We start from the raw sequence: 15,228 nt of genomic DNA, 5'->3' as shown, positions 1-15,228 counted from the left end.
GCGAGACCAGCCATGGTAACCCCTCACGACGCCGGGCTGGCAGTCCTGGAGTTGAAGGGCATCGGCAAGGAGTTCGGCGCCATTCGTGCGTTGCATGGCGTCGACCTGCGCGTCTCCCCCGGCGAGGTGGTCGGCCTGATGGGCGACAACGGCGCCGGCAAGTCGACGCTGGTCAAGATCATCGCCGGGAATTTCCCACCAACTCACGGCGAGATCCGCTTTGACGGCAAGCCGGTTCACTTCGCCCGTCCGATCGATGCCCGCGCGGTCGGGATCGAAGTGGTCTATCAAGACCTCGCGCTCGCCGACAACCTCACGGCTGCGGCCAACGTGTTCCTCGGCCGTGAGCTCAAGCGCAAGCTTGGTCCGTTCGCGTTGCTCGACCACAAGGCGATGGCAGCCCGTGCGCTGGAGCTGTTCGGCGAGTTGCGCTCGGAAACCCGGCCGCACGATCTCGTCAAGCAGATGTCGGGCGGCCAGCGCCAGGCGGTCGCGATCGCGCGGACGCGGCTCTCCAATGCCAGGCTCGTGATGATGGACGAGCCGACGGCCGCAATCTCGGTCCGCCAGGTTGAACAGGTCCTGAGCCTGATCCATCGCCTGAAGGAACAGGGCGTCGCGGTCATGCTGATCTCGCACCGCATGCCCGACGTGTTCGCGGTCTGCGACCGCGTCGTCGTCATGCGGCGCGGCGAGAAGCGGGCCGACAAGGCGATCGGCGACACCAGCCCCGAAGAAGTCACCTCCCTGATCACGGGAGCGAAGGAGGCTGCGTGATGGCCACGCCCCTGGAATCTCCCCTCACCTTCACCAATGTCGGCAAGGCCAAATGGTGGCGAAGCGGCTTCTTCGCCTCGCAGACCGGCTACGTCCTTCTGGCGCTGGTGGCGCTGTTCGTGGTGATGAACTTCGCCAGCCCCTATTTCCTCACCCAGGGCAATCTACAGAATGTGGCGAAGAATTTCTCCTTCATCGCCATCGCCACGCTCGGCGTGACCTTCGTCATCATCACGGGAGGCATCGATCTCTCGGTCGGCTCGGTGATGTGCTTCTCCGCGATGATCACCTCGATGGTCATGACGTCCATCTCGACGCCGGGCATGCCTGGCGCGGAGTGGTTCGTGCATCTGGCGGACGACGGCAAGACCGTGATCGCCAACATGCCCGGGCTGATCCTGCTGATCTCGATCCTGGCGGGGCTCGGCGTCGCGCTGGTGGTCGGCCTCGTCAACGGCTTCTGCATCGCAGTGCTCGGGCTATCGCCCTTCGTCACCACGCTCGGCATGCTGTCGATCGTGCGCGGCCTCGGCTACGTCGTCTCCAACGGCCGCGGCAGCTTTCCCAGCGGGCCCGACGCCGATTCCTTCTACAAGCTGACATCGGGCGTCGTGTTCGGCATGCCCGCGCCGTTCATCTATCTCATGGTGCTCGCGGCGGCGATGGCGGTCGTGCTGCATCACACCAGCTTCGGCCGCCACGTCTTTGCCCTCGGCGGCAACGAGAAGGCGGCGGCGTTGACCGGGATTTCGGTGGTGCGCGTCAAGATCGAGGTCTACGTGATCTGCGCGCTCGCGGCCGGTCTGCAGGGGATCATCGTTTGTGGTTGGCTGGGATCCGCGCCGGCCAACATGGCGACCTCCTACGAACTCAACGTCATCGCGGCAGCCGTGATCGGCGGCGCCAATCTTGCCGGCGGCGCCGGCGGCCCGCTCGGGGCCATCGTCGGCTGCGTGCTGCTGGAGGTGATCCGCAACGGCCTCGTGCTCGCGCAGGTCAACTCGTATTGGCAGCAGACCCTGGTGGGCGTGATCATCATCGCAGCGGTGCTGGTCGATCGTCTCCGCTCGCGCATGGCCTGACAAGTTCATCCTGGAGGATCGTCAATGTCCGCCTGTCCGCCTCCCGGAGCCGACACCTGAAGGGATGGGCACAATAAGAATGCGGAGGGAAACAATGAGAAAGGCACTTCTTGCCGCCGCGGTACTCGCCATGATGGCGACGCCAGGCTTTGCGCAGAGCTACAAATTCGTGATCGTGCCCAAAGCGATGAACAATCCGTTCTTCGACTTCGCGCGCGACGGTTGTCAGAAGCGAGCCAAGGAGCTCGGCAACATCGAATGCATCTACAAGGGTCCCGTCGAGCACGAGCCGGCGACGCAAGCGCAGATCATCCAGGATTTCATCACCCAGAAGGTGGACGGCCTCGCCATCTCGGTCGCCGACGTTGCCGCGATGACCAAGTCGATCGAGGCGGCAACCGCCGCCGGCATCGCCGTCATCACGTTCGACGCCGATGCACCTGGCTCGAAGCGGATTGCCTATATCGGCACCGACAACAAGGAGTTCGGCACCGCGCTCGGCAAGCAATTGCTGAAGCTCCGGCCCGATGGCGGCAAATACGCGATGATCTCCGGCGGGCCGGGTGCGGAGAACCTCGCTGAGCGCGTCGACGGCGTCCGCCAGGCGCTCAAGGGCTCGAAGTGGACCGAAGTCGGGGGCTCGCCGACCTTCTGCAACGACGACCCCGCGCTCGGCGTCCAGCAGATGACCGATCTGCGCACCGCGACGCCCGACCTCGCGGCGATCATCCCGGTCGGCGGCTGGCCGATGTTCGCGCCGGAAGGCTTCAAGGCGTTCGCCAGCAAGAGCAAGAAGGACATCGACGCCGGCAAGTTCACGCTCGTGGTGGCCGATACCCTCAAGATGCAGCTCGAGCTGCTGAACGAGGGCTACGCCAATGCGCTGATCGGCCAGCGTCCGTTCGAGATGGGCGAAAAGGCGATGGATACGCTGCTTGCCATCAAGAAGGGCCAGAAGGTGCCGGAGATCATCCATACCGGTCTCGACGTCGTGACAAAGGACAACGTCGCGGCGATGCTGAAGTAGGAGTTAAGCGGCGCTTTGATGGTTCGCCACGCTCGTTATCGAGCGCAGCTCATCAAGCGCCGCACTTCACTCGCCGAGATCGCTTCCGTGCCCTCATCCAACACCAGCTTCTCCACCACATAGCCGACGTCGCGCCCGTAAAACACGTTGGTGATGTTCGGCAGCGCGACGACGACGAAGCGGCCGACATGATCCGCAAGGCCTGTTTCGATGCGTTGCCTGATCTCAGAAAACGAGAACGGATTCTTCTCGTCGGTTCCGTGTGTGTCGCGTACAGCCACGCACACCTGCCCAACCCGCCGGATGCCTTCCTCTATCAGCCGGCGGTGGCCTGCGTGAAACGGTTGGTAGCGCCCGACGAAGAGTGCGGTCGGCTTGCGTGGATCGAATGGCGGACGCAATCTGGCAAGCACCTTCTCTGCCCAGAATTGCGGGGTTCCATTTCCATTCACGCGGAGATCGAAATTGTCGGGAAGGACGAACATGCGGTTGGTATCTTCAAAGCGCCCTGCATCGATGCGATCGACCCAGATGATAAATGCCTTGCCAAAGGCCGCTCGCGTCTCATCCGTCGGGCAGACGAAATCGGCAATCACGGTACCGCCGGCCTCGACGACGCGATCACACATCCATCCCATCCGCCTGGCGTGCTCGACACGGTCTTCGTGACTGAAGCCGAGATCGCGTGACAGATTCTCTCGTACTGCGTCCGCGTTGAACACGACCGCATTGATGAGCGGCGCAAGGGCCTTTGCCAGTGTGGTCTTTCCCGCGCCAGGTAACCCCATGATCAATATCTTGCGCATCTTGTTCCTCTCGAACGATACCGAACTGCTGCCGGATGCGGATCGGCGCCCCGCTTCACGAGGCACCCATTTTGAGGTTCGCTTGTCGCGGCAGATTGCTGAATACCCCGAGCCAGGGTTCATAACGTTGCCAGCGCGAGACGGAGGTCCGATAGATCGGCTGCCGCGCCTGCCACACGCTTGCGGTCTTGATCACCCGCTGGTTTTGCTCCGGCCGCAGACAGGCGTCGTCCCATTGCAGGCCGCAAAAATCGATGATCCGTCGTATGAAAGGTTCGGGAGCCGCGACCACATCTTCATAGCTGATTTCAAGCAGGAATGTCGGCGGCAGCACGTTACGCCAGTGTTCGGTCAGCCGAGCGTATTGCCGGTAATAGTCGACGATCCATTGCCGATCGAACGAAAAGTCCATGCCATTCGCAAAGTTGTTGAAGTAGACCGAAAGGCAGGTATCGATCGGATCGCGGCGACAATGGATGACGCGCGCCCCGGGGAATGTTGCATACAGCAGTCCGATGTTGTGGAAGTTCTGCGGCAGCTTGTCGGTGATCCTGCGCGCGGTAGGAGAGATCTGCTTCAGCCTCGTCTGATAGGCTGCTTGCGTCTCCCGGATCCAGGCCGGATCGATCCTCGCCTCACGGTCCACTCCGAATTCCGGGGCATGATCAGGCCAGAAGGCCAGCTCGCCACCCGCCGCAACGTCGGGATGGCTTGAGAGCACCTGCTCGACCAACGTCGTGCCGGAACGCGGCATTCCGACGATCAGCACCGGCGCGTCCCACGCATGCGCGGCGTCCTTGTTGCGGGCAAAGAATTGTGGCGTGAAACGCCGGATCAGCCGGTCGACAAGCTCCGCGTGCGCCGCGGGATTGTAGTACTTGTTCTTGACGCGCTTTTTCAATGAATTCGCTTGGTCGAAATGTCCGATGGCGTGACCGTATTCGCCGATATCGTCATAGGCCTTGCCCAACGCGAAATGGACAAGTGCCGCCTCGTGTCCGGTGATCGCCGGATTTTCTAACTTTCGCTCCAACTGACCGATCAAGGGCCGATCGGCATCCGAGAGGCGCTTCACCTCAACCAAGCCAACAGGCCCTAGTACATCATGAGTGTTCAGCGCGTTCGACAGGTCGAATGACGCGGAGGCTTCGTCGAAGCGCCCCTGCTGCATCAGGATCGTGCCCAGCATTGCATGTGCATCGCTCTTGCGCGGCTCGAGCGAAATCGCGCGCCTGACGAGCTCCTCCGAAGCCAGATCGTCACCCTCAAAACCGAGTATCCTGGCCTCGCACAACAGCGCAAAGGCCGTGCCGGGTCTGAGCGCAGCAGCGGCACGAAGGCATTCGATGGCCCGCTTGCGGTAGCCTTCCTCTTCGAGCAGCAGACCGAGCTTGTAGTGCGCTTCCACCAGATTTGGCCGCAACCGCGCGGCTTCTTGATACCGTTCCATGGCGGCAGGAAGCGAACCCAGCGCCTCCAATGCAAGCGCCATGTTGTAGTGTGTTAGCCCGCACGATGGATCGATCCGCAGGGCCTCGGCGAAGCAATCGATGGCTCGCTCGAATTGGCTCTCCGCCAGAAGGACAAGTCCACGGTCATTGTGCGCCCCGGCGCTGTCCGGCTGAAGTTGCAGCGCGAGATCGAGCTCGTCGGCTGCCCCGGCAAGATCGCCGTCCTCGCGCAGCAGGTTAGCCAATTGAACGTGAGGCGAAACATGGTTTGGATGCAATGATACGGCGTGCCGCGCGATGCGGAGCGCGAGCGGCAGTCGGCCGGTTTGCCCCGCCACGGCGGTCAGGATCTGTAGACCGGCAAGGTGATCAGGCTGCTGGACCAGGATTTCACGAGCCCGCCGCTCGGCATCATCACCTCGGCCGTCGGTGTACGCCCCAATCGCGTCCCGCAGCAGGGCCTGAATATCGCTGGACGACGGAGCGGTCGCGGGCGCCTCCTCGATCCACATGGCGAGTTCGTTATTCATGCCGGGTCAACGCTGCGAATAAGGGATCGAGGTGCTTCTCGTAATTCCGCCACCGCCCGACTGAGCTTTGATAGAGCGGCTGCCGAACCTGCCAGTAGCTCAAGGTCGACACCGGCCGTTCGGTGAGGTGAAAGTTCATGCAAGCCGGTTCCCAGTCCAAGCCAAGAAACTTGATCAGGCGCCGGCTCTGACCTTCGAGATCGTCGGTCAGGGTCTCGTAGTTCATTTCAACGATCCGATCGGGCAACAGGCCGATCCAGTGCTGGGCCAGTTGTCTGATCTGCCGCGCCCTGTGGCCACAGTCCGCCAGATCGTAGGAAAAATGCTGGGCTCCAGGTGCGAACATCTGGAAATAGCAGGACAATGCGGTATCGCGATCATCGCGGCTGCACAGGACAAATCGTGCCCGGGGAAACAGTTGCGCGAGAAGGCCAACGTGAAGAATGTTGTCCGGCATCTTATCGACGACGCGATGGGCACCTTTCGCATCGCCGTACAGCTTGACGATGTGCTCCTTCGCAAGTCTCCGCGCTGTGTCATGAAACGCTTGCGTTGTGCCGGCAATGTCGGGGCGGCTCAAGACGCTGTCCATCCGAATGACATCACCGAGTTCACCCGCACCGAACACACGCGAGTGGCTGGCGCAGATCTGCTCCACCAGCGTCGTGCCGGACCTTGGCATGCCGACGACGAACACCGGCAATTCCGACATGTTGCTGAAGTCCGTCGGTTCGACGCGGGATCGATCGCGGTAGCGCTCGATCAATTGTTCGATCCGGGCGGTAAAGCTCTCCTTGTCGAACAGATCGGCCACCTTCGGCCAAATCCCGCGGACCAGGCTATTTGCGGCGGAATACCGCGCGAACGCCTCATCGTATCGTCCGATCTTGTCCAGCAGACGTCCAAGGCCAAACCCTGCGGTGATCCGCCCGTCTATGCTTGTGTCGGGCTGCTCCAGCGCATCGGCGAGACGTTGCTCATCTTCGATCTCGAGCGCGGAGCCCTCGCTGGAGACGTGCTTGTATGACCGCAAATCGCCCGGATTGAGAGCGCGAACCTTGTCGGAATAACCGTCAGCCTCTTCGAACCGACCTAGTGATCGCAATGCCCAACCGATTCCAGCCAGGGCATCGGGCAGGCCTGGCGAAATGGCCTCTGCCCGCTGGAAACACACCAGCGCCTCGTCGGCCTGGTTCAGATAGATCAGCGTGGCACCCTTGGCGCACAGAAACTCCGGAATGTCGGGCTTCAAGGCCAGCGCCTTGTTGTGACAGCGCAATGCCTCCGGCAACTGGCCCATATCTCGAAACTGGGTTCCCAGGACGTAGTACGATTCTGCCCGGTTGGGAGACAGGGCAATGATTTTAGACCAGTGACGCGTGGCGTCCTGCAATCGCCCCGCGGATCTTAGCGTGATGGCAAGTTGAATCTGCGCCGGCATGGAAGCAGGCGCGATTGCGACCGCCGCTTCACAGTAGGACACCGCCGCCTCATAGCGGCCGAGATCCGACAACAATGTCGCAAGTTCTGTATATGCGAGGACCATGTCCTGCTTGATGTTGATGGCGCGCTGATACGCGCCGATCGCCTCGTCGTTCTCATGGATCGCGCGCAGCGCGCTCCCGAGATTGACCCACGCCTCGGGATGTCCCGGATGAACCTTGATCGACCGCCGGATCAGGTCGATCGCGCCTCGAACGTTGCCGCGCTGCAATTCGATGGCACCCAGCATGTGCAACGCCTGGGGGTGGTCAGGCAATCTTGCCAGGACGCTGCGATAGCCGGCCTCGGCCTCGGCCAGCTCTCCCAGTTTGTGAGCAGCGACCGCGGCCGAGAGAACGTCGATGATCTCCGTCATCTGGTTGCGGAAACCCTCGTTCTCGTCGAATAACCTGGCCAGTCTCGCGCGGAATTCTTCGGCGGGACCAAGCGCCGCGCCTGTCAAGGCAGTCGTTGGTGCGGCCGCACTCATCGCTCGCGCAAGCTCTCGTGTCTGTAGCGCATGATCGGCGACAGCACATACTCAATCACGCGCCGCTGTCCGGTCCTGATCTCCGCCGTCACCCCCATGCCTGGCCCCAGCTGCATTTCTCCCTGTTCGGTACCGATCGTGGTCTCCTTCAATGCGATGCGAACCATGTAGGAGGACTCGCGTTCGGAAGGATTCCCAGCAGCCTGCTGTTTCGCTGCAAACGGATCCTTGTCGGATGTCTCCGAAGAAGGGCGCGTGTAACGAAGGGCGTCTCGGCCGACGAGGCGAACATTGCCGTGGAGCAGACCGTAACGCGTGTAGTTGAAGGTCTCGACCTTGATCTCGGCTTGCTGCCCCACTTCAACGAACCCCACCTCGCGGTTCGGAAGGGTCGCTTCGACCTCCAGCTTCGAGCCATGAGGAACCACGACCATCAGCGTCTGGGCCGGCGTTACGACGCCGCCGATCGTATGGACCGACAACTGTTCCACCGTTCCATCAACCGGTGACCTGAGGGTCTGCAGGCCGCTGCGTTGCCGGGCCTTGATGCTATCCTGCGACAATTGGGCCGCGGTCTGGTTCGCCTTGGCGAGCTCCTTGATGTCCTGGTCCCGCAACTCCTCTTCCGTTTGCTTCCGCTGTTGGATCAATGCGGCGATTTGCGCAACCGTCGCCTCGACGTGATGCTCGGTCGCAATCCGGGTATGTTTCGCCTCAACCTGCTGCCGCTCCGACTCCAGCAGGTTGACCTTTGACGTCAGGCTCTTTTCAAGGAGCTCCCTGTACATCCGCACCTTCTCTTCGAGCAGGGGCAACGTCGCGTCGATCTTGGCTATGGTTGCCCTCGATTCGTCCCGCTCCGCGACCTTGGCCAGGACTTGCTGATCGATCCCGTCGAGCTTGGCGTGGTGCTGTGCCAGCTCGGTCAGCAATTGACGCTTCTGCGCATCGACCAACGCCGGCTCCGCATCCGTTGGCGCGACGAAGGCGCCAGCGTCTCCGGCGAGTTGTGCGGACAACCGTACCGCATCCAACCTCGCCTGCATCAGATCACGGGCAATCCGGTCGACGTCCGCGGCGGTCGCCGTCGGATCGAGTTCGACCAAAACATCGCCGCGCCGGACAGCATCGCCTTCGCTGATCGCGATCCGCTTCACCACGCCGATTTCGAGCGGCTGGATCAGCTTCACCTCTCCGGCCGGGATCAACCGCCCGTTCGCCACTGCAATGATGTCCACCTTGCCAAGACAGGCCCAGATCACCGCCACCGTCACCAGCAAGACGATCGTTCCGATCATCAGGTGACCGGCCGGCGACGCCGGGGTTTCGATCACCTCGAGTGCGCTGGGCAGGAACTCGCGCTCCGAGGCGCGGCGCTGCGCCGAGCGGCGCTGAAAGAGCACCACCTCGCCGGCCTTGTGATCCGCAGCGGAGACGCCGTTAGACCGCATTGGAGATCCCCGACTGTAGCCGATAGAGATGGGCATAACGTCCCGACCGCCGGAGCAGCTCTTCGTGCGTGCCTTCTTCCACCTTTCGTCCGTGGTCGAGCGTGATCAGACTGTCGGCGCCGCGGACGGTCGAGAGCCGGTGTGCGATGACAAGCACGGTCCGTCCGGCCGCGATGCGGCGCATGTTCTCCTGGATGACACGCTCGCTTTCGTAGTCCAGCGCGCTGGTCGCTTCATCAAAGATCAGGATACGCGGATTCGCCATCAGCGCCCGGGCGATCGCAATGCGCTGGCGCTGACCGCCCGACAAGGATGCGCCGCGTTCGCCGATCGTCGTGTCGTAGCCTTGCGGCAGCTCGACGATGAAGTCATGCGCCCCCGACAAAGTCGCGGCGCGAATGATCTGCTCGATCGGCGCGCCGGGGTCGGCCAGCGCGATATTCTCGCGAACCGAGCGGTTGAACAGAACGTTGTCCTGCAGCACGATGCCGATTTGGTGACGTAGCCAGGCAGTATCGACCATGCTGAGGTCGATCCCGTCGATCAGCACGCGGCCGGACTCCGGCGTATAGAGGCGCTGCACCAGCTTGGCGAGTGTGGATTTGCCCGATCCCGATGGCCCGACGATACCGATGACCTGCCCCGGTGCCACATGTAGCGATACATCGGAGAGCACTGCGGGCCCGTTCGGCACATAGCGGAACGTAACATGTTCGAACCGGACCTCGCCCCTGATCGCCGGTAGCGAGGCAGCGCCTGTCTGGGCGGGCTCGCGCTGCGCATTCAGAATATCGCCCAAACGAGCGATCGAGAGTCTGGTCTGCTGGAAATCCTGCCAAAGCTGCGCAATGCGCAACACCGGCTGGGCAACTCGCCCGGCCAGCATGTTGAAAGCGACCAGCTCACCCACGGTAAGTTCGCCCGCCATCACCGCCTTTGCGCCCAGATAGAGCGTGGCGACGATCGTGAACTTGTTGATGAACTGGACAACCTGACCACCAATATTTCCCAAGGTCTGCGCGCGGAAGCTGGCGCGGACATAACCCGACAACTGATCTTCCCATCGCCGCAGCATCTGCGGCTCGACCGCCATCGCCTTGATGGTTTCAGCGCCGCTCACCGACTCGACCAGAAAAGCCTGATTGTCGGCACCGCGGGCGAATTTCTCATCGAGGCGGCGGCGCAGTACCGGCGTCAAGATCACGCTGATGATCAGATATGCCGGCAGCGAGGCAATGACGATCCACGTCAATAGCGGGCTGTAGAGGTACATGACTGCGAGGAAGATGAAGGTGAAGAACAGGTCGATCGACAACGTCAGCGCAGAACCCGTGATGAAATTGCGGATGTTCTCCAGTTCACGCACCCGCGCAACGGAGTCGCCCACACGGCGATTGGCGAAGTAGGAAAGCGGCAAACCGAGAAGATGGTCGAACAGCCGCGCGCCCAGTTCGACATCGATGCGGTTCGTGGTGTGACTGAAGACATAGGTACGCAGCGCGCCCAGTGTCACTTCGAACACCGACACAAATGCCAGGCCGATCATCAACACATCGAGCGTGGACAGCCCGCGATGCACCAGCACCTTGTCCACCACCACCTGGAAGAACAGTGGCGAGACCAGGCCGAGCAGTTGCAGGAAGAATGACGCGATCAGCACCTCTGTGAGCGCGTATCGATACCGATGCACCGCCGACAGAAACCACCGGATATCAAAACGATTGGCCAGCATCGCCGGCGAGAGCCGTCTGCTCAGCAGAATCAGCTCGCTCGTCCAGACCGCATCCAGATCGGAGCGCTCCAGCAGGTTCGGGAGCGCAGTTCCTGCGGCGTGCACGGCGGCGCGACCATCAACGACACGGCTGACGATGCTGAACTGGTCGTTCTCGTTGACAAGAATTGCCGGCAGCGGCGTCTTCTCGAGCCGATCCCAGTTGGTCTTCACCAGCCGCGCGCGTAATCCGAGGCGCCGCGCGATACGGATCAGATCTTCCTTGCTCGCGATCGCGCCCGCCATCAGGTGATGGCGCCCCAAGGTCACCGGGTTCGCCGGAATCCCCAGATGTCGCGCGATCTGACAGAGCGTCACGAGACCTGTATCAGTCCTGGGCGGGACTGATACAGGCTCCGATTTTCCATCGTTGACGGTTTCCACAGTGCTAAGCCGTAAATCGCAGCGATGGCTATACGGTCTGGGTCACGGTCTGTTGCCCGAACCCGTTCAAGGCGAACGTCTTGTTGTAGATCGGCGGGAACGTGCCGAGCTGAACAGTCGTGCCGGCCTTGAACGCCGTGAACGAGCCGATATGGCTGACGGAAAGCGCGAGCGCGGTGATCGAGGCATTCATCGTGGCGCCGAGCGAGGTGTTGTTCGTCAACGTTGCCGTCGGCACCAGACCAAGGCCGAACTCGATCTTCCCGTCGTGGTTTGCGTCGTGAGTTGACGCATTCGGAATCGTTAGCGGAGTGCCGAACGACAGCGGCTCGACGGTCCCATCTTCCAGGACCAGTGCAGGTACCAGGCCGGAGGAGTTCAGATCGAACTTCTGCACCACGTTCAGTCCGATACCGAGAATCAGATCGAGGACATCGATCGACAACGGACCGATGTTGATGTCGGTCACGTCGGTGCCGAAGATGATGTTGCTGGCGATCGCGACGAGGTCGCCCGACAGGTTCACGATATCGTTGCTGGTCCCCGTACCGGAAATCGTGCCGGGGCCGGCGTTGCTGCCATTGGTGTTCACATTGGGGAATGCCAGGGTCAGTTGCGCACCGCCGGGCAGGTTGATCGTCGTGCTCAGCTGGCTGCTCTTCAGACTGAAGCCCAACACCGGCTTGGTGAACGATCCGACGCTCACATGCGTACTCGGGCCGGTGCCGAAAACGGTGGCGTGCGCTCCGGCCGAAAGGCCAAGATCCAGCCCAAAGGTGAATGAGCCGCTTGGTCCATGCGCCGTGAAGTGTCCACCTCCGAGTTGCACGTCGGTCGCCATGATCTGCATCGTGTCGGTGGTCTTGTTGTAGGTAGAGTCCAGTCCGACGTTGAACGGCAGCGTTGCGCTGATATCACCTGCCGTGATCTTCAGGTCGGCCTGAACGCCTGCCCTGACGTGCAGGTTGGCGCCGGCGCTGGCGATCGTGGTGGAGACACCAAGCGTACCGATCACGGCCTTCTTCGACGTGCTATAGCTCTTGTCGAGACCGAGGAATCCGGTGTTGAAGTCCTTGCTGAAGGCTGCCCCGGTATCCCAGATGCTCTGCCCGGAGGTCTGGAACGTCAGGTCGGTCGAGGATTGAGCGTTGTCGATCACGATCGACTGGCTCGTGGTGTTCGAGGCGGACACGGTCGGGCTTTCCGTCTCTGCCGCCGTCGCAGTGATCCCCAACGAGTCGACGATGGACGTGTTCGTCGGCATCAGAATGTCGACTTCGTCCTGAAAACTGCCCTGGTTGGAAGGGTTGAGGTTGATGGTATTGCCCGACAGCAATCCGAGCTTGTCTATGATCGACGTGGCGCCTGTCGTTCCGGTCAGGTTCAGCGCGATGCTCTGAATGAAATCCGAGCCCTGGTTCACCGTCCCAAAGTCGCCTGATTGAGAAGTAATTTCCAGACGGACTTCGTTGATCGGGTCACCCGGCTGCATCGGGAGCACCGTCACGTTCACAGCGGGCGTGTCCGCCACCGGCGTCTCCTTCACGGTAACCAGGGTTACCGCGTTGTTGCCCGCGCCGTTGGACGAATAGACCTGGAAAACATCCTGATCGCCGGTCGGCGTCCCGTTGACGAAATCGTCGAGCGTCGTCGGCGTGTAGATCAGGCTCTGTCCGTCCGGTGCGATGGTGACCGTGCCGTATTTCGGTCCGAGCGGCCCTGGAGCAACCCCTGTAATGCTCATGTTCGCGCCGCCGACCAGGTTTCCGATCGGAATAGTGATCGCGGTATCCTCAAGCGTGGTTTCGGTATCGGCGGTAATCGTCTGGGTGATGGTCGTAGCCGCGGTGGCCGGGGAGCCGGTGTTTTCGACCTCTGCATTGGTCCCGGTCATCGACAGGGTGTCGCTGAATGTCGATCCGGCCGGCAACGAGACGAGCAGTTCGTCCGTGAACTGCCCCTGGTTGGCAGGAGGCGTAATCAGGTTGCCAGACAACAAGCCGTCGCTGTCAGTGACCGTAATGCCGCTGGTGTTGGTGCCGGTCAGCGAAAGGCTGAAGCTCTTGATGTAATCCGACATCTGATTGATCGTCGCGAAATCATCCGACGTGACGGTGATGTCGAACCGCACCAGCGTCGCAGCGTCGCCGGCATGCGGCGCGGCGATCTGATCGACGACCTTCGGCGGATCTGCAACGGGCACGGCATTCACGGTGACGAAGCTGGTGACCTCGCCGCCAAAACTGTCCGTCACGCAGACCTGGAACGCGTCCTGGTTGCCGGTCAGAATGCCGTCAACATAATAGTCAAGCGTCGTCGGCGTATAGATCAGGCTCTTTCCGTCGGGCGCGATGGTCACCGTGCCGTATTGCGGCCCCTCGGGGCCAGAACCGATCTCGCCAATGCTCAGAGTCCCGCCGCTGTTCTTGTCGGTCGCGAGCGCGCTGACCGGAATGGTGATTGACTGATCCTCCAGCGTTGTCACCGTGTCGGGCGTGGCCGTCGGCGCATAAGGCGCGACCGTCTCGAGCTTCTGGCCAACACTCAGGGTTCTGACGCCGACGATGCCGGTTTCCCCGGTCGGGTGGAGGTCATCGATTGACAGATCGTGCGCAGCGTCGCTCAAGACGAAGCTGGTTGTGTGGATATCCAGATGATTGCTGCCGATACCGGCCAGCCCGAACTCCATCCCAACGTCAAACGCCGGCACCTTGGCGCCGTTCATGTTGACGCCGTTCTTCAGGTTGATCACGCTCCCGGCCCCGGTGACGAACTGCGTGATGTCGGGATCGCCGGTGACCTGGAGGCTGGACAGCTTGCCGTTCGTCAGATCGAAGAACAGGCCCGACAGATCGGCCTTGGGCCCCTGCATCGTCACCGTGAAATCAAGGTTGCCGCCATCTTCGACGACTGTGACTTCTGCTCCGGGTGAGCCCGGCACTGTGAAAGTGATGCTCCGGGGGCATACGACTTCGCTCTTGGGTGGCGAGGTTGGATCGGTGGGAAGGAAGACTCCGTCTATGCTTCCGTAGAGCGCGGCAGGGAAGGTGGGATCTAAGGGATTTCCATCGGACCAGTACCAGAAGCCGTCCTTGCTCTTGAGGACCAACGCCATCTCAGCCTCCCTCGATCATTGATGAAAAATCAAATTGCTACAAAGCACTTCTCCTCGCGGAATCTCCTGCCCGGAGAGTCCGCGGTACTGCCAATAGAGATTGACTGACGAAAACGATATTGGGTAAGCGACGAAACTATTGCACGATCGCGTTGTCGCCACAACGCTTATCGTTTCTACTTTTAACTAATACATCTTTAGATAGTACGATCGCGCAGCAAGAGAAGCTGCAATTGGATCGATGATCTCAAGTCGAAGCCGATAAATGCGCTCGGCGATCGCGTCGGCTCGATCGCTCGACAGCGCTCTTCTGTCTTCATATCGGTGAGCAGCCTAACACGGTGGTCGCCGATATTCGCGGACAGATCGCACACGACGTTGCATCCGCGATTGTCGCGGATGGTGCAAAGCCATCGCTGTCCCGCGCGCCGTTGGAAATCAGGCGCATATCGACGTCGCCGACATGCAACGTGTTGGCCTTGCGATCCATCGCCCGAGCAACCTCGGACGATTCACGTTCGGCTCATTTCTCGGACCGAGGGTGATTGAATGACGAGAAGCGTTGATCAAGATCGCGCCCCCGGGTCGGCCGCGCGATCCGGCGGTCGACGAAGCCATCCTTCGTCCCGCACCACCCGCAGAAGCAGTGATATCGTTCTCGGCAACGAACTTGCATTATTTCCAGATCGGCCTTACTTGTTCACCCAAGGTGCCGAAGGGGTGCCTTCCCGCGCAAGAGGCCCTCACCCTTCGACATCAGTTCGCTTTCCCCGTTGCGATACATGCTTCGAAAGGCATCGGGGTTACGACGACTCACTCGACCCTTTGTTCGGCAGAGCGGGAATGCCGAAATCCCAACGGA

Annotated in this window: 10 protein-coding genes; 4 read left to right on the top strand and 6 right to left on the bottom strand. The window is 61.3% G+C overall.

Annotated features, from left to right (window positions below; genetic code table 11):
* Window positions 1–12: 12 nt before the first annotated feature.
* The 3 genes from AC628_RS26305 to AC628_RS26295 all read left to right on the top strand — a co-directional run bounded on the left by AC628_RS26305 (window position 13) and on the right by AC628_RS26295 (window position 2,886).
* A complete protein-coding gene (locus AC628_RS26305) occupies window positions 13–777 on the top strand; it encodes an ATP-binding cassette domain-containing protein (RefSeq protein ID WP_074129723.1) in 765 nt (254 codons plus the stop codon).
* A complete protein-coding gene (locus AC628_RS26300) occupies window positions 777–1,859 on the top strand; it encodes an ABC transporter permease (protein WP_074129722.1) in 1,083 nt (360 codons plus the stop codon). The genes AC628_RS26305 and AC628_RS26300 overlap by 1 nt, the downstream gene beginning before the upstream one ends.
* A 94-nt stretch (window positions 1,860–1,953) precedes the next feature.
* Window positions 1,954–2,886, top strand: coding sequence for a sugar-binding protein (locus AC628_RS26295; protein ID WP_074129721.1), 933 nt, complete (start codon window positions 1,954–1,956; stop codon window positions 2,884–2,886).
* A 35-nt stretch (window positions 2,887–2,921) separates the two neighbouring features.
* Here AC628_RS26295 and AC628_RS26290 read toward each other — a convergent pair whose 3' ends face one another.
* The 6 genes from AC628_RS26290 to AC628_RS26265 are packed head-to-tail and all read right to left on the bottom strand — an operon-like array spanning window position 2,922 to window position 14,366.
* On the bottom strand, window positions 2,922–3,692 hold the full coding sequence (locus tag AC628_RS26290; protein ID WP_083633147.1) for an adenylyl-sulfate kinase: 771 nt from the start codon (window positions 3,690–3,692) through the stop codon (window positions 2,922–2,924).
* 55 nt (window positions 3,693–3,747) lie between these two features.
* The gene (locus AC628_RS26285) at window positions 3,748–5,673 is read right to left on the bottom strand and encodes a sulfotransferase (RefSeq protein WP_083633146.1); all 1,926 of its coding nucleotides are present in this window, start codon (window positions 5,671–5,673) and stop codon (window positions 3,748–3,750) included.
* Complete coding sequence (locus AC628_RS26280) at window positions 5,666–7,645, bottom strand: tetratricopeptide repeat-containing sulfotransferase family protein (protein ID WP_074129719.1); 1,980 nt, start codon at window positions 7,643–7,645, stop codon at window positions 5,666–5,668. Before AC628_RS26280 ends, AC628_RS26285 begins: the two co-directional genes overlap by 8 nt.
* The gene (locus AC628_RS26275; RefSeq protein ID WP_074129718.1) at window positions 7,642–9,096 is read right to left on the bottom strand and encodes an HlyD family type I secretion periplasmic adaptor subunit; all 1,455 of its coding nucleotides are present in this window, start codon (window positions 9,094–9,096) and stop codon (window positions 7,642–7,644) included. Before AC628_RS26275 ends, AC628_RS26280 begins: the two co-directional genes overlap by 4 nt.
* On the bottom strand, window positions 9,086–11,251 hold the full coding sequence (locus AC628_RS26270) for a type I secretion system permease/ATPase (protein WP_074129717.1): 2,166 nt from the start codon (window positions 11,249–11,251) through the stop codon (window positions 9,086–9,088). Before AC628_RS26270 ends, AC628_RS26275 begins: the two co-directional genes overlap by 11 nt.
* 28 nt (window positions 11,252–11,279) lie before the next feature.
* Complete coding sequence (locus tag AC628_RS26265) at window positions 11,280–14,366, bottom strand: Ig-like domain-containing protein (protein WP_143201807.1); 3,087 nt, start codon at window positions 14,364–14,366, stop codon at window positions 11,280–11,282.
* A 562-nt stretch (window positions 14,367–14,928) separates the two neighbouring features.
* Between AC628_RS26265 and AC628_RS44860 the strand changes: the two genes are divergently transcribed.
* A partial coding sequence (locus AC628_RS44860) for a hypothetical protein (protein ID WP_210190264.1) occupies window positions 14,929–15,228 on the top strand: 300 nt, incomplete at its 3' end.

The sequence above is a fragment of the Bradyrhizobium sp. NAS96.2 genome (assembly GCF_001908235.1).
Taxonomy (GTDB): Bacteria; Pseudomonadota; Alphaproteobacteria; order Rhizobiales; family Xanthobacteraceae; genus Bradyrhizobium.
The sequence above is the reverse complement of the archived record's forward strand: the minus strand, read 5'-3'. Positions and strand labels throughout refer to the sequence as shown.